The sequence below is a fragment of the Sphingomonas antarctica genome, assembly GCF_965137005.1.
GTDB lineage: Bacteria > Pseudomonadota > Alphaproteobacteria > Sphingomonadales > Sphingomonadaceae > Sphingomonas_O > Sphingomonas_O antarctica.
Genome location: NZ_CBCRXM010000006.1, coordinates 39,577 through 62,343, shown reverse-complemented (window position 1 = coordinate 62,343; position 22,767 = coordinate 39,577). Strand labels below are relative to the sequence as shown.

Here is a 22,767-nt window from a genome sequence, read left to right as displayed (position 1 = left end):
GTGACTCCGCAAGCAGAGACTGTCGCCCCTGCCTGCGCAGGGGCGACATGGCTCGATTAGGTCTGTTCAGGCCTGATGGATCGCCTTGGTATTCAGATACGCGTCCATCCCCTCGCTCCCGCCCTCGCTACCGAAGCCCGATTCCTTGACCCCGCCGAATGGTGCGTCGGCGCTGGAGATGGCGAAGGTGTTGATGCCGACCATGCCCGATTCCAGCGCGTCGCCGAGGAGGTTCGCGCGGCGGCCGTTTTCGGTGAAGGCGAACGCGGCGAGGCCGAAAGGTAGGCGGTTGGCCTGTTCGATCGCATCGTCGAACGTTTCGAACGACCGCGTCACGGCGACTGGTCCGAAGGGTTCGTTGGACATGATGTCGGCGTGATCGGGAACGTCGGCGAGCAAAGTCGGCTGGAAAAAGAAACCCGCATCGCCGCGTTCGCCGCCCGCGAGCACGCGCGCGCCTTTGGCCCGGGCATCGTCGACCAGGGCACCGATGGCATCGGGGCGGCGGGTGTTGGCGAGCGGGCCCATTTTGGTGTCGGCCTGCAGTCCGTTGCCGATTTTCACGCTGGCGGTGCGATCGGCAAAGCCTTTGAGAAACGCGTCGTAAATGCCCGCCTGGACGTAAAAGCGCGTCGGCGACACGCAGACCTGACCCGCATTCCGGAATTTCTGCGGCACGACCATGTCGAGCGTCTTTTCCAGATCGCAATCGTCGAAGATCAGCACCGGCGCGTGGCCGCCCAATTCCATCGTGACGCGCTTCACGCCGTCGGCGGCGAGCTTCATCAGATGCTTGCCGACCGGGACCGAGCCGGTGAAGCTGACTTTGCGCACCACCGGCGACGCGATGAGGTGGCGGCTGACCGTGTCGGGCACACCGTGGACGATCTGGAACACGCCGTGCGGGAGGCCTGCATCGGCCAGCGCCCGGGCGAGCGCGGCGGTGCAACCGGGCGTCTCCTCGGGCGGCTTGGCAATCGCCACGCAACCGCTGGCCAGCGCAGGCGCGACTTTCTTGGCGAGGAGATAGAGCGGGAAGTTCCACGGGGTGAACAGTGCCGCGACGCCGACGGGTTGGCGGATGACGAGCGAACGCTGACCCGTCGGGCGGACGAGAACGCGGCCATAGAGCCGCTTGGCTTCTTCGGCATACCAGTCGAGCATCTGCGCCGCGCCGGCGACTTCGCCCTTGGCTTCGGCGATCGGCTTGCCCTGTTCCTGCGTCAGCGTGCGGGCGATGGCGTCGGTCCGGTCGCGGAGCAGCGCCGCCGCCTTATGCAGGATGACCGCGCGCTCGTCTGGCGACGTCGCCGCCCAGGGCTTGAAGGCGGCATCGGCGGCGGCGAGTGCCACGTCGAGATCGGCGGGGGTGGCGTGGGTGACTTCGGCAATGGTGTCGCCGGTCGACGGGTCGATCACCGCGCTGGCGTCACGCCCTTCGCCCGAGGCCCAGGCGCCGTCGATGAACAAGCCGAGTTCGGCGGAGTAATCGGTCATCGTCACGGTCCTTGTCCTGATGTCGCACCGTCCCTAGCCTCACTCGAAACGCAGGAACAGGCGGGAGAGATGCGATGAGCGACTGGCAGATCATGACCACGGGGCTGCGCTTTCCCGAAGGACCGGTGGCCTGCGCCGATGGCAGCGTGATCGTCACCGAGATCGAAGCCGGGCGGATCACGCGGTGTTTGCCCGATGGCAGCAAGGCGTTGGTCGCCGATGTGGGCGGCGGGCCGAACGGGCTGGCGTTCGGGCCGGACGGCAAGCTGTACGTCTGTAACAATGGCGGATTTCACTATATCGAGAGCAACGGGATGCTCGCGCCGCACGGCACCGCGCCTGACTGGATCGGCGGCAGCATCCAGCGCGTCGATGTGATGACGGGGGCGGTCGAGACGCTGTATTCCGAAGCGTCGAACGCCCCCTTACGCGGGCCGAACGACATCGTGTTCGATACGCATGACGGCTTCTGGTTCACCGATCACGGCAAGACATTTTACGACAAGCGCAGCCGCGACGTGACCGGCGTGTTCTATGCCAAGGCCGATGGCAGCGAGTGCCGCGAAGTCATTTTTCCGATGGAGAATCCGAACGGCATCGGGCTGTCGCCCGACGGCAAGACGTTGTTTGTGGCGGAAACCTATACCTGCAAATTGTACGCGTTCGATGTCACCGGGCCGGGCCAGGTCGGTGGCGGGGAGAGCCTGACCGCAAGCGGCGCGAAATTCCTCTATTCGCCCGAGGGGTATCGCTGGTTCGATTCATTGGGGGTCGAAGCGAGCGGCAATGTGTGCGTCGCGACAATCGGGCAGAGTGGGATCAGCGTCGTTGCGCCGGGTGGCGGGCTGGTCGAGTTCGTGGCGACCGAGGATGTGTTCACGACCAATATCTGTTGGGGCGGCGCGGATATGCGCACGGCCTATGTCACGCTGTCGGGGACCGGGCGGTTGGCCAAGCGGGAATGGGCGCGGCCGGGGTTGGAGTTGGCACATGAAGGGTAGCACGCGAGAGGAGGCCGTCACCCTGACGAAGGTCAGGGTCCATTTGCATTCGTTTGCGGACGGCGGGCGAATGGACCACGGATCAAGTCCGGGGGGACGAATTCTGATGAGCAAATCGCCCGTCACCCCGCCCTCCGAGCCGGGGTCCCGCTTACTGACTAGGCGGCCTTCGCCTTCAGCGACTTCGCCACCGCAAACCCGTGCTTCTCCAGCCCTGCCACGATCTTCTTCGCGCCTTCGAGGTCGCCCCAGAACATCGGGCCGCCGCGATAGACCGGCCAGCCATAGCCGTAGATCCACACGACATCGATGTCCGACGCACGCTGCGCCTTGCCTTCCTCGAGGATCAGATAGCCTTCGTTGACCATCGGGTAGAGCGTGCGCTCGATGATTTCCTCTTCGGTGATCGCGCGCTTGGTCGCGCCGGTCTTGACCGACCATGTGTCGATCATGCCCTGCACCTCGGCGCTGGGAGTGGGGCGGCGCTTGTCGTCGTAATCGTAAAAGCCCTTGCCGGTCTTCTGACCCCAGCGGCCCGCCGCAGCGAGTTCGTCGCGGAGGTTTTCGATGCGGTTGGGATCGCGGTGCCAGCCGATATCGACGCCGGCCAAGTCGCTCATCTGGAACGGCCCCATCGGCATGCCGAAATCGGTATGGACCTTGTCGATCTGTTCGGGCGTGGCGCCTTCCATCAGCAGCTTCATCGCCTCGACCTGACGCGGCATCAGCATGCGGTTGCCGATAAAGCCGTGGCAGACGCCCGCGACGACAGCGACCTTGCCGATCTTCTTGGCAATGCCCATCGCCGTGAGGAGCGCATCGGGCGCGGTCTTTTCACCACGGACGACTTCGAGCAGCTTCATCACGTTGGCGGGCGAGAAGAAGTGCATACCGAGCACGTCCTGCGGGCGGCTGGTGCTCGCCGCGATCTCGTCGACGTCGAGGTACGACGTGTTCGAGGCGAGGATCGCGCCGGGTTTGCAAATCTTGTCGAGCTTGCCGAAAATGTCCTTTTTGACGTCCATCGATTCATAAACCGCCTCGATGATCAGGTCGCAATCGGCCAAGTCTTCGAGCTTGAGCGTAGGGGTCAGCGCGCCCATCGCGGCTTCGACCTGTTCGGGCTTGATGCGGCCCTTGGCGGCGGTCGCTTCGTAATTCTTGCGCATCGTGCCGGTGCCCCGATCGAGCGCGTCCTGCTGCATCTCGACGATGGTGACGGGGATGCCGGCGGACAGGAAGTTCATCGAAATGCCGCCGCCCATCGTGCCCGCGCCGATCACGCCGACCTTGGCGATGGGACGCGCTTTCACGTCTTCGCCGATGCCGTCGATCTTGGCGGCCTGACGCTCGGCGAAGAAGATGTGGCGCTGTGCGGCCGACTGGCTGCCCATCATCAGCTTCATGAATTCGGCGCGTTCGAACGCGATACCTTCGTCGAACGGCAGACGGGTCGCGGCCTCGACGCAGCGGAGGTTGGCGGCGGGGGCGTCGAAGCCCTTGAACTTGCGGGCATTGGCTTCGGCGACGGCCTTGACGTCGTCGGCGGTGCCCTTGACCGGCAAGTCGCGCGACGGGCGGGCGCCCTTGGCGATGCACTCGCGGGCGAAGGCAATGGCATCGGCGGCCAGGCTGTCCTCACCGGCGAGCTTGTCGACCAGACCGATCTCGAACGCCTTCTTGGCGGAGACCGGCGTCCCCGACGAGCACATTTCGGCAGCAGCGGCGACGCTCGCCACGCGCGGCAAGCGCTGCGTGCCGCCCGCGCCGGGGAGCAGGCCGAGCTTGACCTCGGGTACGCCGATCTTCGCTGAGGGGACGGCGATGCGGTAATGACAGCCGAGCGTGACTTCGCAGCCGCCGCCAAGCGCAGTGCCGTGGATCGCGGCGATGACCGGCTTGGTCGCGGCTTCGATGGCGTCGATCACGACGTTGAGCATCGGTTCGACCGGCGGCTTGGTGAATTCGGTGATGTCGGCGCCCGCGAAGAAGGTGCGACCGTCGCAACGGATGACGATCGCCTTGACGCTGTCATCGGCCAGCGCAGCTTTCAACTCGCGGTCGAGGCCGATGCGAACCGCCGCGCCGAGGGCGTTGACCGGCGGGTTGTTCGAAATGATGACGGCGATGTCGCCGTCACGTTCGGCGCGGATGGGGTCGGTCATAACTGCTCTCCTAGAGTTGCCGTCATCCCGGACTTGATCCGGGATCCATTCGCACACTGCCGAAACGGAGGGCCAATGGACCCCGGATCAAGTCCGGGTGACGAATGAGTTTTGGGTTAGCGGGGAGTCACCCCGTCAAAGCCGAATACAACATCGTCTTGATTTCGCGGCGCACCGGATAGGCGCTCGATGGCATCAACTGGGTCATGAAAATCATGATGATGTCGTCGACCGGATCGACGAAGAAGCCGGTCGAGAACATCCCGCCCCAGTAAAAGTCGCCGGCATTGCCGGGCATCATCGTCGCCGCCGGATCGATCGTCACGCCGAAGCCTAGACCGAAGCCCGCACCGGCATTTTCGGCCTCCGAGAATAGCGATTTGCTGTGCTGGGTCAGGTCGCCGCCGCCGGGGAGGTGGTTCGCCGTCATCAGGCGGATGGTGTGCGGCGCGACGATGATCTGGCCGTCGAGTTCGCCGCCGCCCAGCAGCATGCGCGTGAAGCGGTGGTAGTCCGCCAAGGTGGAGACGAGGCCGCCGCCGCCCGAATAATAGTTCGGCTTGCGCGACCATGCGCTGTTCGCGCCACTGTCATAGGCCTTCATCCGCGTCTTCGGATCCCAGACATAGCAATCGGTCAGGCGATCAGTCTTGTCGGCGGGCAATTGAAAACTGGTGTCGACCATGCCGAGCGGACCGAAGATGTGCTTCTGGAAATATTCGGCGAGCGTCTGGCCCGAAATCTTCTCGACCAGCGCGCCGAGGATGTCGGTGGAGATCGAGTAATTCCACGCCGAACCAGGCTCGAACTCGAGAGGCAGCGCGGCGACGGTCTTGACGTATGTCGCCATGTCGGGCCCGTCGAAACGTTCGAACCCGCCCTTGCGGTAGGCCGCGTCGATGTTGCTGCGTTCCTGAAAGCTGTAGGTCAGTCCAGAGGTATGGCGCAGCAGATCGAGGATGCGGATCGGTTGAAGCAACGGCCGCGTAACGAACGGGGTGTTGCCGCTGCCAGAGACGAACGCGCCAGTGGTGGCGAATTCGGGGAGATATTTGGCGATCGGTTCACTGAGCGCGACCTTGCCCTGTTCGACCAACTGCATCACCGCGATCGAGGTGATCGGCTTGGTCATCGAGGCGATGCGGAAGATCGCGTCTTCCTTGAGCGCCTCGCCGGGTCGCGCGTCGCCGGAGACCCACAGATGCGCGATTTCGTCGCCGCGCCCGATCAGCAGTGCGGCATGCGGATAACGCCCGCCATCAATGTACTTCGATTGAAGATGCGCATCGATCCGCGCGAGGCGGGCAGCGTCGAAGCCGAGCGATTGGGGATCGGAAACGGTCAGGGTCATCGCGGCACGGCTCCGATGATGGCTTCGGCCTTGGCGAACAGAGCCGGGTCGATGGTCAGCCCGCTCGCCTTGGTATTGTCGCTGACCTGTTCGGGCCGGCTGGCCCCGACGATCGCGCTGGCGACGTTGGGTTGACGCAGCACCCAGGCGAGCGCGAATTGCGCCATGGTGCAGCCGGCTTCGTCAGCGAGCGGCCTCAATTGCTGAATCGCGGTGAGCAAATCGTCGCGCATGAATGCGCCCGTAAAGGTATTCATCGCGTCGTTGGTCGCGCGACTGCCGGCGGGGGGCGGGCTGCCGGGATGGTATTTGCCGGTGAGAAACCCCTGCGCGAGCGGCGACCAGACGATCTGGCTGATCCCGTTGGCGGCGCAGAGCGGGATGACTTCTTTTTCGATCTGCCGCCACAGCAGCGAGTATTGCGGCTGGCTGGAAACAAACTTGGTGACGCCTGAAATGGCCAGCGCATCGCGGATATTCTGCGGCGACCATTCGGAAAACCCGATGTGCCGCACCTTGCCGCTGTCGGCCGCGCGGGTCAGCGCTTCCATGGTTTCCTGCAGCGGCGTTTCGGGGTCGTAGCGGTGGCATTGGTAGAGGTCGATGTAATCGGTCTTGAGACGGGTCAGCGACGCATTGAGCTGCTTCTCGATCTGCGCGCGCGACAGGCCCTTGTCGGTGTCGGTCATCGGCCAGAACAATTTGGTCGCGAGAACATAGCTGTCCCGCGCGCGGCCCTTCAGCGCATGGCCGAGGAAGGTTTCGGCGGCGCCCTTCCCGTAAATATTCGCCGTATCGATGAAGTTGATGCCTTCATCGAACGCACGGGCGATGCAGGCTTCGGCGGCAGACGTATCGACGCCGACGCCATAAGTCAGCCAGCTGCCAAGGCAGATTTCGGAGACCGAAATCCCGCTGTCGCCAAGATCGCGATATTTCATTGCTTCTCTCCCATCCGTTCGCCCTGAGGAGCGACTGAGCCCGTCGAAGGCGCGTCTCGAAGGGTCGGCATCGCGCTCCGTGCTTCGAGACGCCGTTTCGACAAGCTCAACGGCTCCTCAGCACAAACGGGCTCGTGGGGCGTCATACCGCCGTCTGTCCTGTGAGCTGGCGGGTGACGGGGTGCGAGGAGCTGAGCCCGCCATCGACGGCAAGCGCTTGTCCGTTGACGTAGCTGGCTTCGGGGCTGGCGAGGAACAGGGCGGCCTGTGCAAGTTCTTCGGCCTGCGCGGCGCGTTTCAGCGGGTTGAGGCGGCCGACCTTGTCCATCACGCCCTTGTCCTTGGCATAATCGAAGGTGGGTTTGGTCATGCCGGTCTCGGTCAGGCCGGGACACAGCGCGTTGACGCGCACGCCCGTGCCCGTGAGCTGTTGCGCACTGGTCATCGCGAGGTTGATCACCCCTGCCTTTGACGCCGAATAGGCCGGGCCGCCCGCGCCGGAGCGGATGCCCGCGACGCTGGCGGTGAGGAGGATCGCCCCGCCTTCGTTCTGGTCCATCATTGCCTTGCCCGCATGCTTCACCATCAGCCATGGGCCGATGAGGTTCACGCGCAGGACTTCGGCGAAGAAATCGGGTTCCAGATCGAAGATGCCGTTCATCCCGCCCGACACGCCCGCATTCGCAAAGGCGATGTCGAGCCGACCGAATTTGTCGAACGCGGTGGCGACGAGTTTCTGGACGTCCGCCTCGACGCCTGCGTCGATTTCGAGCGCAACGGCATTGTCGCCGATCATCGCGGCGGTTTCATGGACGGCGGCAGTCTTGTCCCCGAGGACCAGTTTGGCGCCTTCGCTGGCGAACAATTTGGCCGAGGCGCGGCCGATGCCCGAGCCCGCACCAGTGATGATGGCGACCTTGCCGCTCAGACGTCCACTCATACCACCACCCCGCCATCCACCACGATCGTTTGCCCGGTCATGAAGCTCGACGCATCGCTGGCGAGATACACAGCCGCACCGGCGATTTCGTGCGGCTCACCGATGCGGCCGAGGCACGCGTTCGACGTCGAGGCTTTCAGGTTTTCGGGGTTTTCCCACAGCGCTTTGGCGAAATCGGTCTTCACCAGCCCCGGCGCGATCGAATTGATGCGCACGTTGCTGCGGCCATATTCGCGGGCGAGGTTCTTGGTCATCTGAATGTCCGCCGCCTTGGTGATCGCATAGGCCCCGAGGATCGGCGAACCGCGCAGGCCGCCGATCGACGAGACGATGACGATCGAGCCGGATTTGCGCTCCAGCATGGCCGGAGCGACCATCTGGATCAGCCAGTGTTGCGCGACGATATTGTTGTCGAGCGTCTTGCGGAGTTGCTCGTCGGTGATCGTCGCCATCGGCCCGTAATGCGGGTTCGACGCGGCGTTGCAGATGAGGACGTCCACCGGGCCGAATGCTGCTACGGTCGCGTCGACCATCGTCTGGAGCGACTCTTTTGCCGACAGGCTGGAGGCGATGGCGATGGCGCTGCCCGCATGTTTGGCGTTGATCGCGTCGGCGACCTTTTGGCAGTCCTCCAGATTGCGACTGGTGATCGTCACCTTCGCCCCGTGATCGGCAAGGGCATGGGCGATGGCCTCGCCGATGCCGCGTGAGGAGCCGGTGACGATGGCGACCTTGCCGGTCATGTCGAACAAATTCATGCGCCTGCTTTCTGTGCGAATTCCCATGCGCGGGCGGCGAGTGGTTCGACGCGCGCGCTCATGTCCTTGGCGTGAGCGGAGGATGCGGTCCCGATCTGCACGCGCTTTTTGATGCCTTGCAAAATGCCCGCGAGGCGGAAGTGATTATAGGCCTGATACCAGTTCATGTCGGGAACCCCGTCGCGGTCCGTCGCGGCGCAATAACGCGCGACCACTTCGTCGAGCTCGGGGATGCCGAGCGCCGCGCGATCCAAATCGGCGACGCCCGAGCGGCCGCCATTTTCGGTCACCCAGGCCATGCAGAAATAGGTAAAGTCGGCGAGTGGATCGCCGATTGTCGAGAGCTCCCAGTCCAGCACCGCGAGGATTTTGGGCCGGTCCTTGGCGAAAATCAGATTGTCGTTGCGATAGTCGCCGTGGACGACCGAAATGCGCGTCTGTTCGGGAATGGTGCGCGCGAGATAGTCGATCAACCGCTCCATCGGCTCGAGCCGCTCGGTCTCCGACGCGCGATATTGCTTGGTCCAGCGCGCGATCTGCCGCTCGAAATAATTGCCGGGTTTGCCGTATGCGCCGACACCGGCCTGTTCGCAGTCGATATTGTGCAGACGCGCGAGGACATCGACCATTTCGAACGTGACGGCGCGGCGCTCGGCCGGCGTCGATCCGTCCATCGCGGCGTCCCAGATCGTCCGCCCCTCGACCATCGCCATGACGTAGAACCAGCTGCCGATGACGCTGTCGTCCTGACACAGGCCGTAGGCGCGCGGGGTGACGAACCCGGCGCGGTTGAGGTGATCGATAATGAAATATTCGCGGTCCACGGCGTGCGCCGACGGGAGCAACTCACCATAGGGTTTGCGGCGGAGGACATAGGCGGTGGACGGCGTGTCGAGGCGGTAGGTCGGGTTGGACTGACCGCCCTTGAATTTGCTGACGGTCAGCGGGCCGGCAAAATCCGCGACATTGTCCTGCATCCACGCGGTGAGGCGCGCCACATCGAGAATGTCCGCGCCCACCGGGGCGGCGGTGCCGACGAAATCCTGTTCGGCGTTCACGCGTCGAACACCATCACGGTGCGGACGCTGTCGCCCTCGCGGAGTTTCGCGAAGGCGTCGTTGATGCGGCTGAGCGGCATGCGCTCGGCGATGATCGTGTCGAGGTCGAGTTGCCCGCGCAGATAGTGATCGACCAGGCGCGGGATATCGACCGGGAAGCGGTTGCCGCCCATCAACGCGCCTTGCAGCCGCTTGCCGCTGAGCAAATCCATCGCACTCAGGCCGACCTGGTGGTTCAACGGCATCATGCCGAGGATCGTCGCGGTGCCGCCACGGCGCAATGAACGGACGGCGAGTTCGCCCGAGGCGGGGCGTCCGACCGCTTCGATCGCGTGATCGACGCCGCCCTTGCTCAGCTCGACGACCTTTTCTGCCGCCAGTTCGGCACCCGCGTCGACCGTATCCGTCGCGCCCAGCTTCTCGGCCAAAGCGCGCTTCTCGGGAACGGGGTCGCAAGCGATGATCCGGCCCGCGCCGGCGATCTTCGCGGCATTGACCGCCGCGAGGCCGACGCCGCCGCAGCCGACGATGCACACCGTTTCGCCGGGCCGCACGCCTGCGCCGTTCCAGATCGCGCCTGCGCCGGTGACCACCGCGCAGCCGAGGATCGCGGCGCGGTCCAGCGGCATTTCGGGATCGATGGCGACGCAGGCATGTTCGTGGACCAGCATCATTTCGGCATATGCACTGAGGTTGAGCATCTGGCTGATCGTGTCGCCCGAACTTTCGAAGGTCAGGCGCGGCGCGTCCTTCGATCCGCGCCGCGTCTCCGCGCCGAGGCACAGCGACATGCGCCCGGTGACGCAGAATTCGCAATGCCCGCAAAATGCCGACAGGCAGGTGACCACCGCATCGCCGACCTTGACCGAGCGGACTTCGCTGCCGACCGCTTCGACGACGCCCGCCGCTTCATGCCCCGGAATGCAGGGCATGGCATGCGGGTAGGCGCCGTCGACGAAGTGCAGGTCGCTGCGGCACACGCCGCATGCCGCGGTGCGGATGAGGACTTCGTGCGCGCCGGGGTTAGCGACGCGGACGTCCTCGATCGTCAGCGGTTCTTTCGCCTTGTGAAGAACCGCAGCCTTCACCGCGACGCGCCCTTGTCGGGGCGCGGGACGCCGCCATATTTGCCGAATTCGAGCCGGGCGATGGCGCGGGCGTGAACTTCGTCGGGGCCGTCGGCGAGGCGCAGGGTGCGTTGGCCCGCCCACATATGCGCCAGACCGAAATCTTCCGACACGCCGCCGCCGCCATGCGCCTGAATCGCGTCGTCGATGATCTGCAGCGCCATGTTGGGTGCCTGGACCTTGATCATCGCGATTTCGGCAGCCGCCGCCTTATTGCCGACCTTGTCCATCAAATCAGCCGCCTTGAGGCACAAGAGGCGTGTCATTTCGATGTCGATGCGGGCGCGAGCGATACGCTGTTCCCACACGCTGTGGCTGGCGATCGTCTTGCCGAAGGCGACGCGCGACAGAAGCCGCTTGGCCATTTTCTCGAGCGCGACTTCGGCGGTGCCGATGGTCCGCATGCAATGGTGAATGCGGCCCGGCCCGAGGCGGCCTTGCGCGATTTCGAAGCCGCGGCCTTCGCCCAGCAGCATGTTCGACGCGGGGATGCGGACATCCTTGAGCTCGATTTCCATATGGCCATGCGGCGCATCGTCGTAACCGAACACTGGCAGGTGGCGCAGGATGTTCACGCCCGGCGCGTCGAGTTCCATCAGCACCATCGATTGCTGCGAATGGCGTTGTGCCTCGAAATCGGTCTTGCCCATGACGATGGCGATCTTGCAGCGCGGATCGCCCGCACCCGACGACCACCATTTGACGCCGTTGAGCACATATTCGTCGCCTTCGCGGCGGATCGAGGTTTCGATGTTGGTGGCGTCCGACGAGGCGACGGCAGGCTCGGTCATCAGGAAGGCGGAGCGGATTTCGCCTTCCATCAGCGGCTTGAGCCATTTGTCCTTCTGCTCGCGCGTGCCGTAACGGTGGAACACTTCCATGTTGCCGGTGTCGGGCGCGGAGCAGTTGAACACTTCGGACGCGAAGCCGACGCGGCCCATTTCCTCGGCGCACAGCGCATATTCCATGTTGGTCAGGCCGGGGCCGTCGAATTCGAAGCTTTCGTCGACGTGCTTCAGCGCGCTGCCCGGCGGCATGAACAGGTTCCAGATGCCCGCCTGTTTGGCGCGCGCCTTTTCCTCCTCGACGACGGGCAGAACCTTCCAGCGGCTGCCCTCCGCCTGTTGCGCGTAATAGTCGGGGACGCGGGGGACGACGAAGCGTTCGATGTGGTCGCGGACGCGGTCGCGCCAATAGCTCTGCCGCTCGGTCAGGTCGAAGTCCACGCCGCTCTCCTTTACGTTTGCGTCAAGCCTATGGCGTGGTTTCGCGGGGCTTGCCTAGCCCCTTTCGGGTGACGCTACGGCAAGCCGTGACGTTATGGCTGTGAAGCCGCGGCCAGCCGCGCCAGGCGCGCCTCGTGCTCCTCTTTCCCGAACGGGAATCGCGTGAGGAGGAATGCGGCGATCGCGCCGAGCCCGAGGTAAAGCGAGGCGTAAAGCAATGCGAGATTGTCCAACACGGGTTGCGGGACCGTACCTGGGACCGCCTTGGCCGGAAACGCTGCAATGCTCAGGACGATACCCGTGCCGAGGATGCCAAGGCCGCCCGAGCATTTCTGCATGAACAACGCGCCGGCGAAGAACAGCCCTTCCTCGCGGCGCCCGGTCGTTTCCTCCGAATCCTCGACGACATCCGACATCATCGAGGCGGTGATGATGAAGCTGGCGACACCGAAGGTCGAGTTGAAGAACACCGTCGAGAAGAACAGCGGCACCGCCAACGGATCGCCAGGCAGCGGATAAACCCCGATCAGGCGCAGCCAATACGGCAGCGTCTGAATCGAGCACCCGAGAAATGCGCACCACGCCGCCGCGCTGCGCTTGCCCAACCGGCGGCTGAGCGGCGCGGCGATGATCGCCGAGGCGATTACGCCGCAGAACAGGATCATCGAATAGGTCAGAAACTGGGCGGGCTTCAGCTGCCAGAAAAAACCGAGCAGATAGTTGGACAGCGAAAAGCTGATCCCCTGCGCGGTGTAGCTGATCATCCCCGCTGCCATAAGGATCAGGAAGCCGCGATTGGCGAGCGTCTGACGCAGACCGCGGACCATCTCCGCGACGCCGTAATGCGGCACTGGCGTCGCCTTGTGGCGCAATGCGAATTTCTGCGTACCGAGCGCGGAGGCAATGACGCACACGGCCATCAGGATTGCGCCCCAAGAGCCGTAATTGCCGTAACCGACCAGCGCCAGCGGACCGGTCTGCGCGCCGTGCGGCGGCTTCAGGAAATAGCCGAACGCGAGCATCAGAAAGCCCAGCCCACCGAGCCAGCCGAAGACGTAACGATAGGCGAACACCGACGTGCGCTCGTGATAATCGCGGGTCATTTCGGGGGCGAGGGCATAGCTCGGCACCTCGTTGCTCGAGATCGCGGCGCGGGTCGCGACGGCGGTGGCGAGCAGCCAGACGATCAGCACGGGTTCGGACACGTTCGCGGGCGGATGCCACAACAACGCCCAGCTGATCGCGATGGGAATTGCCGAAGCATAGAGCCACGGATGGCGCCGTCCCAAACGGGTGTTCGTGCGGTCGCTGAGCAGCCCCAGCAGCGGATCGATGAACGCGTCGAACAGCAAGGCGAGCGCGATGACCAGACCGACGGTCCCCGGCGGCAGGCCGATCACCTGATTGTAGAACAGCAACAGGAAGGTCGAAAACCCGTTATCCTTGATGCCGTAAGCGATCGCACCGATGCCATAGGCGAATTTCACGCGAAACGGCACGCGGTCGTGCGCGGGGGTGGTCGTCATTGCCTCTCCACTCACGGCTTCGCGCCGCTTTGGGTTTGAGGATGCGGGCGGTTGACGTGCGCGTCAACCAGGGAAGAAGCTGGCCCCGGATCAAGTCCGGAGCGACGAAGGTTGGTGAGAACCTGCGTCACCCCGGCCTCCGAGCCGGGGTCCATTGGTTCTCTGATTGCGATGGAGGGCGAATGGACCCTGACTTCCGTCAGGGTGACGAGGCGGTGAGGCTTCGACAGGGTGGCGATCTCTCGCTAAGCTATCCTTTATGCCCAATCTTCTTCTCGTGATGCTCGGCGGTGCCTTGGGGTCCGGCGCGCGCTATCTGGCGGTGAGCCGCTTTACCGCGCCGTGGGGAACTCTGGCGGTCAATCTGCTCGGTGGCCTGTTGATGGGAGCTTTGGTCGGCGGGCTGATGCGGACGGCGGCGGGAAACGAGCAGGCGCGGCTGTTGCTCGGCGTCGGAGTGCTCGGCGGGTTCACGACCTTTTCGGCGTTCAGCCTGGATAGCTGGTTCCTGATCGAGCGCGGGCAGGTGCCGTTGGCGCTGACTTACATCGGGCTGAGCGTGGCCGGATCGATCGTCGCGCTGGGTGCCGGCCTGATGCTGGTGCGCGCGGCATGAGCGGCAAGGACATCACCCCGAAAATCACCGACGTTCGCCAGTTCACCGTCGCGGCGGACGATGACGGCATCCGGCTGGACCGCTGGTTCAAGCGGCATTTGCCCGAAGCGAGCTTCAACCTCGTGTCGCGCTGGGCGCGCACCGGGCAACTCCGCGTCGACGGCGCGCGCGCGGGGCCGGGCGACCGCATCGCCGCGGGGCAAGTTTTGCGCGTCCCGCCGATCGAGCCCGAGGTCAAAGAGCGCGCCAAGCCGGAGCGGCTGAAGCTGGCGCTGACACCCGATGAAATGGATTTCATGCGCCACATGGTGATCCACAAGGACGCATCGGCGATCGTGCTCAACAAGCCGCCGGGTCTGGCGACACAAGGCGGATCGGGGACGATCGAGCATGTCGATGGTTTGCTCGATGCATTTGACGAAGGTGCTGGCCGGCCCAAGCTGGTCCACCGGCTCGACAAGGATACCTCGGGCGTGCTGCTGGTCGCGCGCTCGGCCAAGGCCGCGGCGTTTTTCGCCAAGGGCTTTTCTAGCCGCACCGCGCGCAAGGTGTACTGGGCGATCGTGATGGGCGTGCCGGAGGTGCATGACGGCCTGATCGACCTGCCCATCGCCAAGCAGCCGGGATCGGGCGGCGAAAAAATGCATGTCGACGAAAAGGAAGGCGCCGCGGCGCGGACACGCTATCGCGTCATCGAGCGCGCCGGCAATCGCGCGGCGTGGGTCGAATTGCAGCCGATGACCGGGCGCACGCATCAGTTGCGCGTGCACATGGCGGCGATCGGGCATCCCATCGTCGGCGACGGAAAATATGGCGGACGCGACGCGTTCCTGACCGGCACCGTCAGCCGCAAGATGCATCTGCACGCGCGGCGGTTGAGGATCGATCATCCCGATGGTCCGCCGCTCGACGTGACCGCCAAACTGCCGACGCATTTCGCCGAGAGTATGGACGATCTTGGGTTCGACGAGCTGATCGGCGACGTGCTCGAGATCGAAGAGGTCAAGTTCAAGGACACCGCCGAGGGCAAGGCGCGCGCCGCGCTGAACAAGGCCAAATCGGCGCGGAAAGCCCGCAAGGGCGAGCGGCGTTCGCGAGGTGCCAAGCCATGACCGAGGATGACGCCAAGAAGAGGTTTTTCTTCCTGACTTTCCTGCGTTTCTCCGGCCTGGCGATTGCGATGCTGGGCGTGGCGATCATCGCCAAACGATTGGTCGAACCGGCGGAAATCCTGGGCTACACCCTGATTGCGGTTGGGGTGATCGACGTGATCGTCGTGCCGCAATTGCTCGTCCGGGCATGGAAGAATGCCGACAAGGGATGAAGCGGTTCTGGCGTGACGTAACGGTCGAGGGTGGCGCGATCCGCCTCGATGCCCGCCCGGTGCGGACACCGGCGCGGGCCGAACTGACGCTGCCCAATGCCACTCTGGCCGAGGCTGTCGCGGAAGAATGGCGCGCAGTCGAAGGTGAAGTGAAGCCCGCCGCGATGCCGCTGACCGGGCTCAGCAATGCCGCGATCGACCGCGCCGATGACACGCTGGCGGAGAGTGTCGCGGCATATGCCGAGAGCGACCTGCTATCTTATCGCGCCGACGATCCCGATCTCGCGGCGGAGGAAGCGGCGGTTTGGGACCCGCTGCTCGCCTGGGCGCGCGGGCGATATGACGTCGCGTTCCATGTGACGGTGGGGATCATCCACGTCGCGCAGCCCATCGCGACGGTCGAGCGGCTGGGCGCAGCGGTGCATGCGGTTGACCCGTTCCAACTTGTCGGCTTGCAGCAATTGGCGACGATCGGGGGGTCGCTGATCACCGCGCTGGCAGTCTTCGAGGGCGCGATCACGGCCGAAGCGGCGTTCGACGCAACGCATGTCGACGAACTGTGGCAGGCCGGTAAATGGGGCGAGGATTATCTCGCCACCGCCGCGCGCGAGGCACGGCGGCGCGATTTCCTCAGCGCAGCGTCGTTCTTGCGACTGTTGCAGGCATGAACCAGCGCAGCATGACGTAAGCCCCCGCGACGAAGGCGATGAATTCCTCGATCGTCAGGAACACCCACCACGTCCACGGCATGAAGTGATTATAGACCGGCAGCGACAGCGTGAAATAACCGACCGTGGCGACCGCAAACAGGATCATCACCCGCATCCGGTCGGCCAGCGTATCGAGGCGGCTGAGCGCGGTGCCGACGATGAACAGCATCAGCACCGACATGACCAGGCCGATGAGCAGGGCGCCCGGGCTGAACGGCGTGCTGCCGCCCGAATGGAAAAAGATCATCGCCACTGGCCCTTTGCCGAGCAGCGCCGTCCCTTGCGCGGTTTCCGGCATCGGGATGACGTAAGTGCCGTCGCCGCTGGCGGTCAGCGTCCGCGCGAGCGCGGTATGCAGGTCCGCGACATTGGCTTCGCTGGCGAATTTATACGCGATGTTGCCGAAGCCGACCCAGGCGACCGCGCCGATGATGAACTGGACGATGCCGCCGACGATGCTGCCGATCAGAATGCGGATCATGGTTGCTCTCCCCTTGTGAGGGAAGGGTGACGCCACGCTGCGAATGCGTCAACCGGCCTTGGACATGCCCCGGACAAAGCCGATCAAACCGGTCTGGCGGCTGCGCTTGTGACGTTCGGCGTCGAGGATGTTTTTCACGCCCTCGAAGCAATCCTGCGCGACTTCGTTGACCAGGACGTAATCGTAACCGTCCCAGTGGCTGATTTCGGAGGCGGCGCGCGCCATGCGCGCGTCGATCACTTCATCGCTGTCGGTGCCGCGCTTGCGCAGACGGGCTTCGAGTTCCTCGATCGACGGCGGGAAGATGAAGGTGCGGACGACATCGCCGCCGGCTTGTTGAAACAACTGTTGTGCGCCCTGCCAGTCGATATCGAACAGGATATCGCGCCCGGCGGCGAGGTTGTCGTACACCGGCTTCTTCGGCGTGCCGTAGCGATGGCCGAAGACGTGCGCCCATTCGAGAAAGTCGCCGTCGGCCACCATCTGCTTGAACGTATCGAGATCGACGAAGTTGTAATCCTTGCCATCGACTTCGCCCGGCCGGATCGGGCGCGTCGTCGCGGAGACCGACATCGCCAGCGTCGGATCGGATTTGAGCAGCATCCGCGCGATCGTCGACTTGCCAGCGCCCGAGGGGCTGGAGATGACGAAAAGAATCCCGCGGCGCTTGAGCATCGCGCGCGGCCTTGCCCGCGTGGGCGCGGAGGGTCAATGAAAAGGGCATGAGCAAAGTTTCGATCCATGACATCCGCGCAAAGCACTGGGCGATCGTTGCGGTGATCATTCTGGTCATGGGCGCGGTCGAGCTGGGGTTCGGGCGGCACGCGATCTGCACGTGCGGTTACGTCGATCTGTTTCACCCCGCGCTCGATGCCGGGAACAGCCAACATCTGTTCGACTGGTATACGCCCAGCCACATCATCCACGGGTTTCTGTTCTATTTCTTCGGCTGGCTGCTGTTCCGGCGCGCCTCGCCCGGAGTGCGGCTGACGCTGGCGGTGGCGATCGAGGCGGCGTGGGAGATGCTCGAAAACTCGCCGATCATCATCGACCGGTACCGCGAGGCGACGATCGCGCTCGGCTATACCGGCGACACGGTCATCAATTCGATGAGCGATGTCGCGGCGATGGCCTTTGGCTTCGCGGTCGCGCGGCGCATCCCGTGGTGGATGACGGTCGCCCTTGCGATCGCGTTCGAGCTGCTGACCCTTGGGATCATCCGCGACAATCTGACGCTCAACGTGCTGATGCTCGTCCACCCGGTGGAGGCGATCAAGCAGTGGCAGACGGCGCTATAGCGCCGCCGCTCTAGGCGGCCTTGCGCCGGTCATAGGCCTTTTTCGCGACGTACGCGCCGCCGAGGACGAGGCCGAGCGGGCCGAGGCGTGACAGGATGCGCGGGGCGGCGGCGCCGATGATCGTGCCCTTGATACCGCTGTCGCCATCGCGGCGATCGATTTCACGGCCGATGAGTGCGCCGATGATGGTTCGAAGCATGACGTGTCTCCCTGAATGAGTTGCGGGAGAGACGCGCGAGCGGCGGGTTGGTTGCGCAAACGAGAGCCGTCACCCTGACGGAAGTCAGGGTCCATTGGTCCTCTGATCGAAACAGAGGGCAAATGGACCCCGGATGAGGTCTGGGGCGACGGTGATTTCCCGATTGGAGTTACACCATCTTTTCCGGGCGGACGACGCGGTCGAAGGTCGCTTCGTCGACCAGGCCCAACGCCTTGGCCTCCTCGCGCAGCGTGGTGCCGTTGTGGTGCGCGGTCTTGGCGATCTTGGCGGCGTTATCGTAACCGATCTCGGGCGCCAGCGCGGTGACGAGCATCAGCGAGCGGTCGACCAGATCCGCGATCTGCTTTTCATTGGCGACGATGCCGTCGACGCAGCGTTCGGCGAAGCTGACCATGCCGGTCGAGAGGATATGGATCGACCGCAGCACGTTCGCGCCGATCAGCGGCATGAACACGTTGAGTTCGAAATGCCCCTGCATCCCGCCGACGGTCACCGCGCCGTTATTGCCGATGACCTGCGCCGCGACCATCGTCAGGCTTTCGCACTGCGTCGGGTTGACCTTGCCGGGCATGATCGAACTGCCGGGCTCGTTTTCAGGCAGCGACAATTCGCCGAGGCCCGAACGCGGACCCGAACCCAAAAAGCGGATGTCGTTGGCGATCTTGGTCAGCGACACCGCCAGCGTGTTGAGCGCGCCGTGGAAGAAGACGAGCCCGTCCTTGGCGGCGAGTTGTTCGAACTTGTTGGGGGCGGGCGTGAACTGGCTGCCGGCGATGTCGGTGATCGCCGCGCTCATGTCCTCGGCCCAGTCGGCGGGGGCGTTGAGGCCGGTGCCAACCGCGGTGCCGCCGATGGCGAGCTTGCGGAGATTGCCCTCCATCGCGCCGGTGATGCGGTGCTTGGCGCTGATCAATTGCGCGGCATAACCGCCGAATTCCTGACCCAGCGTCAGCGGCGTCGCGTCCTGCGTATGCGTGCGGCCGATCTTGACGATGTGCGCCCAGCTTTCGGCCTTGGCGGTGAGCGCCGAGGTCAGGCGGTCGAGCGCGGGAAGCAATGTCTTCTCGGTCGCCAGCACGGCGGCGACGTGCAGCGCCGTCGGGAAACTGTCGTTCGACGACTGGCTCATATTGACGTGGTCATTGGGGTGCACCGGCGATTTGCCGCCACGCGTGCCCGTCAGCATTTCATTGGCGCGGCCGGCGATGACCTCGTTGACGTTCATGTTGGTCTGGGTGCCCGACCCGGTCTGCCAGATGACCAGCGGGAATTGATCGTCGAGCTTGCCCGCCACGATCTCGGTCGCGGCGGCTTCGATCGCGTCGACGATTTCGGATTTCAGGCCATGCTTAGCGTTCACGCGCGCCGCCGCCTGCTTCACGATGGCTTGCGCATGGACGATGCCGAGCGGCATGCGTTCGCGTTCGCCGAACGGAAAATTCTCGATCGAGCGCTGGGTCTGCGCGCCCCAATAGGCCAAGGCATCGACATCGATGGGGCCGAAGGAATCGGTTTCTGCGCGGGTATTCGTCACGTTCCATTGTCTCCCCAAATCCTCGCCTTCAGGCGAGGTGGCGCGAAGCGCCGGAGTGGTGCAAAAAATCGACGCGGAAGCGTCGAAGCGTGCTGTCGCACGCTGTCGTTCGCACCACTCCGTCAGGCGCTAGCGCGCCTGCCACCTCGCCTCAAGGCGAGGATTACCTTTTCCGCTTGAAATCCACCGCCACGACGTTCGAGCCATCCTCGACCGGCTCCGCGATCGGGCCGTCATTTTCGGCGGCGTCGTGCTCGGTCGGTTCGCCGTCGCCCTGCACCGCGAATTGCAGCGCGAAATTGACGGCGGGGTCGAAGAATCCGCTGATCGCCGCAAAGGGGATGAACAGCTTGGCGGGAACGGCATTGAACGTCAGCCCGACCTCGAACGCGTCGTCATGCACCTTCAAATCCCAGAACTTGTTCTGGAGCACGATGGTCATTTCGTCGGGGAATCGCGCGATCAAATGCTTGGGGATGCTGACCCCCGCCGCCTGCGTCTTGAAGGTGATGTAGAAGTGATGGTTGCCGGGCAGCGACCCTTCATGCTCGATCGGCGCGAGAACGCGGCCGACGACGGCGCGCAGCGCCTCCTGCACGATTTCGTCATAGGGAATCAGGCTGTCGGGCGTTTCTTCGGTCACGGCTGCGAACCTAGAGGGGCGGCGGGCGGGGTCAAGCGGGTTTGCCCACCCCTGCCGCGCCCGAAGTGGGCGCGAGTCGCCCCTCCCGGAAATCCGGAGGGGAAAAGTTCTCCTCCACGCCTTCGTGGAGGGGTTAGGGGTGGTCCCTTCTACTCTTCTCGCTTAGGCGGGCGGCCATGCGAACAGGCTCGGTTCAGCGCGACACATCCGAAACGGCGATCAAGGTCGCTGTGAACCTCGACGGCACGGGGGAGTATAATGTTTCCACCGGGATCGGGTTCTTCGATCACATGCTCGAACAATTGTCGCGGCACTCGCTGATCGACCTTGAGGTCGAGACCAAGGGCGATCTGCATATCGACCAGCATCACACGGTCGAGGACACCGGGCTCGCGATCGGCGAGGCGGTGGCGCAGGCGCTGGGCGACAAACGCGGCATCCGCCGTTACGCCGATGCGCTGTCGCCAATGGACGAGACGCTCACGCGCGTCGCGCTCGACATTTCGGGGCGGCCGTTTCTGGTGTGGAAGACCGAATTCTCGCAGAAGCGGCTGGGCGAGATGGACACCGAAATGTTCGAGCATTTCTTCCATTCGTTCGCGCAGACCGCAGGCATCACACTTCACATCGAGACGCTGTACGGCAGCAACAATCACCACATCGCGGAAGCCGCGTTCAAGGGGCTGGCGCGCGCGCTGCGCGAGGCGGTCGAGATCGATCCGCGCAAGGCGGGGGTGATCCCGTCGACCAAGGGTGTGTTGTGATCCTCTCGGTAAGCTGTCGCCCCTGCGCAGGCAGGGGCCTAGATGAACGCACAAATGGATGGTTCGCCGCAGGTGGAGCGCGCATCTGGACCCCTGCCTGCGCAGGGGCGACAGGGTAGGACCTGTGAGTTCACTAGTCCTGATCGACTACGGCGCGGGAAATCTCCAATCCGTCGCCAACGCGTTTCGCGCCATCGGCATGGAGCCGGTCGTGACCGCCGATCCCGAAGTCGTGGCGAATGCCGACCGCATCGTCCTGCCCGGCGTCGGGGCGTTCGCGCACTGCATGGGGGCGCTGTCGGCCATCCCCGGCATGATCAAAGCGATGGAACGCGCCGTCCTCGAACGCAGCGCGCCATTCCTCGGCATTTGCGTCGGGATGCAATTGCTCGCGGGCGAGGGGCGCGAGCATAAAGTGACGCCGGGGCTCGGCTGGATCCCCGGCAGCGTCGATGCGATCGCGCCCGCGCCGGGGCTGAAGGTGCCACACATGGGCTGGAACGCGGTGCGGACCGATGGCGTGCATCCGGTGGTCGGGGCGGGCGAGGCCTATTTCCTCCACGGCTATCATTTTGCGGCGGAGTTGCCCGAACAGGTTCATGCACTAACCGATCATGGCGGGCCGATCGTCGCCGCGGTGGGGCGCGACAATATCGTCGGGGTGCAATTCCACCCGGAAAAGTCGCAGGCTTATGGCCTGTTGACGCTGCAGCGGTTCATGGCGTGGCGGCCTTGATCGTCTTCCCCGCGATCGATCTCAAGGGCGGGCAGGTCGTGCGCCTGGCCGAGGGCGATATGGCGCGCGCGACGGTGTACGGCGACGATCCCGCGGCACAGGCGGTGGCCTTTGCGGACGCGGGCGCGACGCATCTGCACGTCGTCGATCTCGACGGCGCGTTTGCCGGCAGCAGCGTCAACGGCACGGCGGTGGAGAGTATCGTCGCGGCCTTCCCCGGCTTCGTGCAGGTCGGCGGCGGGGTGCGCGACATGGCGGCGGTGCAGCGCTGGTTCGATCGCGGCGTGGCGCGCGTGGTGATCGGCACCGCGGCGCTGACCGACCCCGATTTCGTCCGCGTGGCGGCAAAAGCATTTCCCAACCGGATCGTGGTCGGCGTCGATGCGCGCGACGGGATGGTGGCGACGCATGGCTGGGCCGAGGTATCCGACGTCGCGGTCGCGGACATGGCCGCGCGGTTCGAGGATGCGGGGGTGGCGGCGTTGCTGTTCACCGATGTCGGGCGCGACGGGATGCTCAAGGGCGTCAATGTCCAGGCGACGGTCGACCTGGCGCGGGGTACTAATTTGCCGGTGATTGCGAGTGGCGGCGTGGCGGGCGTGGGCGATATCCGCATGTTGGCGATCCATGCCAAGGACGGGATCGAAGGCGTCATTACCGGGCGGGCGCTGTATGACGGGCGGCTCGATCTGGCGACGGCGATTGCGGTGGCGAAGGGGTGATGCTTCGAGACGGGCCTTCGACTTCGGCTGCGCCTTCGCTCAGTCCCTCCTCAGCACGAACGGCCCGTATAATTTCCGTTTGCCCTGAGGAGCGACTGAGCTTGTCGAAGGCGCGTCTCGAAGGGCGGG

24 protein-coding genes are annotated in these 22,767 nt (G+C 64.6%); 9 read left to right on the top strand and 15 right to left on the bottom strand.

The window, feature by feature from the left end:
* Positions 1 to 66 precede the first annotated feature (66 nt).
* Positions 67 to 1,497 (bottom strand): NAD-dependent succinate-semialdehyde dehydrogenase, encoded by a 1,431-nt coding sequence (locus ACM9ME_RS08310; RefSeq protein WP_415642994.1) that lies wholly within the window; start codon positions 1,495 to 1,497, stop codon positions 67 to 69.
* A 74-nt stretch (positions 1,498 to 1,571) separates the two neighbouring features.
* On the opposite strand from ACM9ME_RS08310, the gene ACM9ME_RS08305 reads away from it, so the two are divergent.
* Positions 1,572 to 2,498 carry an SMP-30/gluconolactonase/LRE family protein gene (locus ACM9ME_RS08305; protein ID WP_415642993.1) on the top strand — a complete coding sequence of 309 codons (927 nt, stop codon included), beginning with the start codon at positions 1,572 to 1,574 and terminating at the stop codon, positions 2,496 to 2,498.
* 158 nt (positions 2,499 to 2,656) lie between these two features.
* On the opposite strand, the gene ACM9ME_RS08300 is transcribed toward ACM9ME_RS08305, so the two are convergent.
* From ACM9ME_RS08300 to ACM9ME_RS08260, 9 genes are all read right to left on the bottom strand, one after another.
* The gene (locus tag ACM9ME_RS08300; protein ID WP_415642992.1) at positions 2,657 to 4,663 is read right to left on the bottom strand and encodes a 3-hydroxyacyl-CoA dehydrogenase NAD-binding domain-containing protein; all 2,007 of its coding nucleotides are present in this window, start codon (positions 4,661 to 4,663) and stop codon (positions 2,657 to 2,659) included.
* Positions 4,664 to 4,790: 127 nt separating this feature from the next.
* On the bottom strand, positions 4,791 to 6,014 hold the full coding sequence (locus ACM9ME_RS08295) for a serine hydrolase domain-containing protein (protein ID WP_415642991.1): 1,224 nt from the start codon (positions 6,012 to 6,014) through the stop codon (positions 4,791 to 4,793).
* The gene (locus ACM9ME_RS08290) at positions 6,011 to 6,955 is read right to left on the bottom strand and encodes an aldo/keto reductase family protein (protein ID WP_415642990.1); all 945 of its coding nucleotides are present in this window, start codon (positions 6,953 to 6,955) and stop codon (positions 6,011 to 6,013) included. The genes ACM9ME_RS08295 and ACM9ME_RS08290 overlap by 4 nt, the downstream gene beginning before the upstream one ends.
* A 142-nt stretch (positions 6,956 to 7,097) precedes the next feature.
* On the bottom strand, positions 7,098 to 7,895 hold the full coding sequence (locus ACM9ME_RS08285; RefSeq protein WP_415642989.1) for an SDR family NAD(P)-dependent oxidoreductase: 798 nt from the start codon (positions 7,893 to 7,895) through the stop codon (positions 7,098 to 7,100).
* A complete protein-coding gene (locus ACM9ME_RS08280) occupies positions 7,892 to 8,653 on the bottom strand; it encodes an SDR family NAD(P)-dependent oxidoreductase (protein ID WP_415642988.1) in 762 nt (253 codons plus the stop codon). Before ACM9ME_RS08280 ends, ACM9ME_RS08285 begins: the two co-directional genes overlap by 4 nt.
* Positions 8,650 to 9,630 carry a phosphotransferase family protein gene (locus ACM9ME_RS08275; RefSeq protein WP_415643099.1) on the bottom strand — a complete coding sequence of 327 codons (981 nt, stop codon included), beginning with the start codon at positions 9,628 to 9,630 and terminating at the stop codon, positions 8,650 to 8,652. The genes ACM9ME_RS08280 and ACM9ME_RS08275 overlap by 4 nt, the downstream gene beginning before the upstream one ends.
* A 77-nt stretch (positions 9,631 to 9,707) precedes the next feature.
* Positions 9,708 to 10,799, bottom strand: a complete 1,092-nt coding sequence (locus tag ACM9ME_RS08270) for a Zn-dependent alcohol dehydrogenase (RefSeq protein WP_415642987.1) — start codon at positions 10,797 to 10,799, stop codon at positions 9,708 to 9,710.
* Positions 10,796 to 12,064, bottom strand: a complete 1,269-nt coding sequence (locus ACM9ME_RS08265) for an acyl-CoA dehydrogenase family protein (RefSeq protein WP_415642986.1) — start codon at positions 12,062 to 12,064, stop codon at positions 10,796 to 10,798. Before ACM9ME_RS08265 ends, ACM9ME_RS08270 begins: the two co-directional genes overlap by 4 nt.
* Positions 12,065 to 12,156: 92 nt before the next feature.
* Entirely contained in the window at positions 12,157 to 13,590 is a 1,434-nt protein-coding gene (locus ACM9ME_RS08260) for an MFS transporter (RefSeq protein WP_415642985.1), read from the bottom strand.
* 259 nt (positions 13,591 to 13,849) lie between these two features.
* Here ACM9ME_RS08260 and ACM9ME_RS08255 point away from each other — a divergent pair, with 259 nt between their 5' ends.
* From ACM9ME_RS08255 to ACM9ME_RS08240, 4 genes are read left to right on the top strand one after another with little or no spacing between them, the layout of a single operon-like run.
* Positions 13,850 to 14,206 (top strand): fluoride efflux transporter FluC, encoded by a 357-nt coding sequence (locus tag ACM9ME_RS08255; protein ID WP_415642984.1) that lies wholly within the window; start codon positions 13,850 to 13,852, stop codon positions 14,204 to 14,206.
* A complete protein-coding gene (locus ACM9ME_RS08250; protein WP_415642983.1) occupies positions 14,203 to 15,318 on the top strand; it encodes an RluA family pseudouridine synthase in 1,116 nt (371 codons plus the stop codon). Before ACM9ME_RS08255 ends, ACM9ME_RS08250 begins: the two co-directional genes overlap by 4 nt.
* On the top strand, positions 15,315 to 15,530 hold the full coding sequence (locus ACM9ME_RS08245; protein WP_415642982.1) for a hypothetical protein: 216 nt from the start codon (positions 15,315 to 15,317) through the stop codon (positions 15,528 to 15,530). Before ACM9ME_RS08250 ends, ACM9ME_RS08245 begins: the two co-directional genes overlap by 4 nt.
* Complete coding sequence (locus tag ACM9ME_RS08240; RefSeq protein WP_415642981.1) at positions 15,527 to 16,198, top strand: ATP12 family chaperone protein; 672 nt, start codon at positions 15,527 to 15,529, stop codon at positions 16,196 to 16,198. The genes ACM9ME_RS08245 and ACM9ME_RS08240 overlap by 4 nt, the downstream gene beginning before the upstream one ends.
* On the opposite strand, the gene ACM9ME_RS08235 is transcribed toward ACM9ME_RS08240, so the two are convergent.
* On the bottom strand, positions 16,161 to 16,721 hold the full coding sequence (locus tag ACM9ME_RS08235; protein ID WP_415642980.1) for a hypothetical protein: 561 nt from the start codon (positions 16,719 to 16,721) through the stop codon (positions 16,161 to 16,163). The two genes, ACM9ME_RS08240 and ACM9ME_RS08235, sit on opposite strands and share 38 nt — an antisense overlap.
* A gap of 48 nt (positions 16,722 to 16,769) precedes the next feature.
* Positions 16,770 to 17,396: a guanylate kinase gene (gene gmk, locus ACM9ME_RS08230; RefSeq protein ID WP_415642979.1), complete on the bottom strand. Its 627-nt coding sequence runs from the start codon at positions 17,394 to 17,396 to the stop codon at positions 16,770 to 16,772.
* 47 nt (positions 17,397 to 17,443) lie between these two features.
* Between gmk and ACM9ME_RS08225 the strand changes: the two genes are divergently transcribed.
* A complete protein-coding gene (locus tag ACM9ME_RS08225; protein WP_415642978.1) occupies positions 17,444 to 18,019 on the top strand; it encodes a DUF2585 domain-containing protein in 576 nt (191 codons plus the stop codon).
* Positions 18,020 to 18,029: 10 nt separating this feature from the next.
* Here ACM9ME_RS08225 and ACM9ME_RS08220 read toward each other — a convergent pair whose 3' ends face one another.
* From ACM9ME_RS08220 to ACM9ME_RS08210, 3 genes are all read right to left on the bottom strand, one after another.
* Positions 18,030 to 18,218, bottom strand: a complete 189-nt coding sequence (locus tag ACM9ME_RS08220) for a hypothetical protein (RefSeq protein WP_415642977.1) — start codon at positions 18,216 to 18,218, stop codon at positions 18,030 to 18,032.
* 169 nt (positions 18,219 to 18,387) lie between these two features.
* On the bottom strand, positions 18,388 to 19,773 hold the full coding sequence (fumC, locus tag ACM9ME_RS08215) for a class II fumarate hydratase (RefSeq protein WP_415642976.1): 1,386 nt from the start codon (positions 19,771 to 19,773) through the stop codon (positions 18,388 to 18,390).
* 163 nt (positions 19,774 to 19,936) lie between these two features.
* Complete coding sequence (locus tag ACM9ME_RS08210) at positions 19,937 to 20,416, bottom strand: SspB family protein (RefSeq protein ID WP_415642975.1); 480 nt, start codon at positions 20,414 to 20,416, stop codon at positions 19,937 to 19,939.
* Between the two features lie 176 nt (positions 20,417 to 20,592).
* Between ACM9ME_RS08210 and hisB the strand changes: the two genes are divergently transcribed.
* From hisB to hisA, 3 genes are all read left to right on the top strand, one after another.
* Positions 20,593 to 21,180 (top strand): imidazoleglycerol-phosphate dehydratase HisB, encoded by a 588-nt coding sequence (hisB, locus tag ACM9ME_RS08205; protein ID WP_415642974.1) that lies wholly within the window; start codon positions 20,593 to 20,595, stop codon positions 21,178 to 21,180.
* Between the two features lie 124 nt (positions 21,181 to 21,304).
* Complete coding sequence (gene hisH, locus ACM9ME_RS08200) at positions 21,305 to 21,916, top strand: imidazole glycerol phosphate synthase subunit HisH (protein WP_415642973.1); 612 nt, start codon at positions 21,305 to 21,307, stop codon at positions 21,914 to 21,916.
* Entirely contained in the window at positions 21,904 to 22,638 is a 735-nt protein-coding gene (gene hisA, locus ACM9ME_RS08195; protein WP_415642972.1) for a 1-(5-phosphoribosyl)-5-[(5-phosphoribosylamino)methylideneamino]imidazole-4-carboxamide isomerase, read from the top strand. The genes hisH and hisA overlap by 13 nt, the downstream gene beginning before the upstream one ends.
* Positions 22,639 to 22,767 lie beyond the last annotated feature (129 nt).

What these genes read in the sequence shown, in the direction of transcription:
- ACM9ME_RS08225 (WP_415642978.1), top strand. Translation starts at nt 17,444, where the DNA reads ATGAGCAAAGTTTCGATCCATGACATCCGCGCAAAGCACTGGGCGATC.
- ACM9ME_RS08240 (WP_415642981.1), top strand. Translation starts at nt 15,527, where the DNA reads ATGAAGCGGTTCTGGCGTGACGTAACGGTCGAGGGTGGCGCGATCCGC.
- ACM9ME_RS08245 (WP_415642982.1), top strand. Translation starts at nt 15,315, where the DNA reads ATGACCGAGGATGACGCCAAGAAGAGGTTTTTCTTCCTGACTTTCCTG.
- hisB (WP_415642974.1), top strand. Translation starts at nt 20,593, where the DNA reads ATGCGAACAGGCTCGGTTCAGCGCGACACATCCGAAACGGCGATCAAG.
- ACM9ME_RS08255 (WP_415642984.1), top strand. Translation starts at nt 13,850, where the DNA reads ATGCCCAATCTTCTTCTCGTGATGCTCGGCGGTGCCTTGGGGTCCGGC.
- ACM9ME_RS08250 (WP_415642983.1), top strand. Translation starts at nt 14,203, where the DNA reads ATGAGCGGCAAGGACATCACCCCGAAAATCACCGACGTTCGCCAGTTC.
- ACM9ME_RS08280 (WP_415642988.1), bottom strand. Translation starts at nt 8,653, where the DNA reads ATGAATTTGTTCGACATGACCGGCAAGGTCGCCATCGTCACCGGCTCC.
- ACM9ME_RS08305 (WP_415642993.1), top strand. Translation starts at nt 1,572, where the DNA reads ATGAGCGACTGGCAGATCATGACCACGGGGCTGCGCTTTCCCGAAGGA.
- ACM9ME_RS08260 (WP_415642985.1), bottom strand. Translation starts at nt 13,590, where the DNA reads ATGACGACCACCCCCGCGCACGACCGCGTGCCGTTTCGCGTGAAATTC.
- ACM9ME_RS08300 (WP_415642992.1), bottom strand. Translation starts at nt 4,663, where the DNA reads ATGACCGACCCCATCCGCGCCGAACGTGACGGCGACATCGCCGTCATC.
- ACM9ME_RS08275 (WP_415643099.1), bottom strand. Translation starts at nt 9,630, where the DNA reads ATGCAGGACAATGTCGCGGATTTTGCCGGCCCGCTGACCGTCAGCAAA.
- gmk (WP_415642979.1), bottom strand. Translation starts at nt 17,396, where the DNA reads ATGCTCAAGCGCCGCGGGATTCTTTTCGTCATCTCCAGCCCCTCGGGC.
- ACM9ME_RS08295 (WP_415642991.1), bottom strand. Translation starts at nt 6,014, where the DNA reads ATGACCCTGACCGTTTCCGATCCCCAATCGCTCGGCTTCGACGCTGCC.
- ACM9ME_RS08310 (WP_415642994.1), bottom strand. Translation starts at nt 1,497, where the DNA reads ATGACCGATTACTCCGCCGAACTCGGCTTGTTCATCGACGGCGCCTGG.
- ACM9ME_RS08290 (WP_415642990.1), bottom strand. Translation starts at nt 6,955, where the DNA reads ATGAAATATCGCGATCTTGGCGACAGCGGGATTTCGGTCTCCGAAATC.
- ACM9ME_RS08220 (WP_415642977.1), bottom strand. Translation starts at nt 18,218, where the DNA reads ATGCTTCGAACCATCATCGGCGCACTCATCGGCCGTGAAATCGATCGC.
- ACM9ME_RS08285 (WP_415642989.1), bottom strand. Translation starts at nt 7,895, where the DNA reads ATGAGTGGACGTCTGAGCGGCAAGGTCGCCATCATCACTGGTGCGGGC.
- ACM9ME_RS08235 (WP_415642980.1), bottom strand. Translation starts at nt 16,721, where the DNA reads ATGATCCGCATTCTGATCGGCAGCATCGTCGGCGGCATCGTCCAGTTC.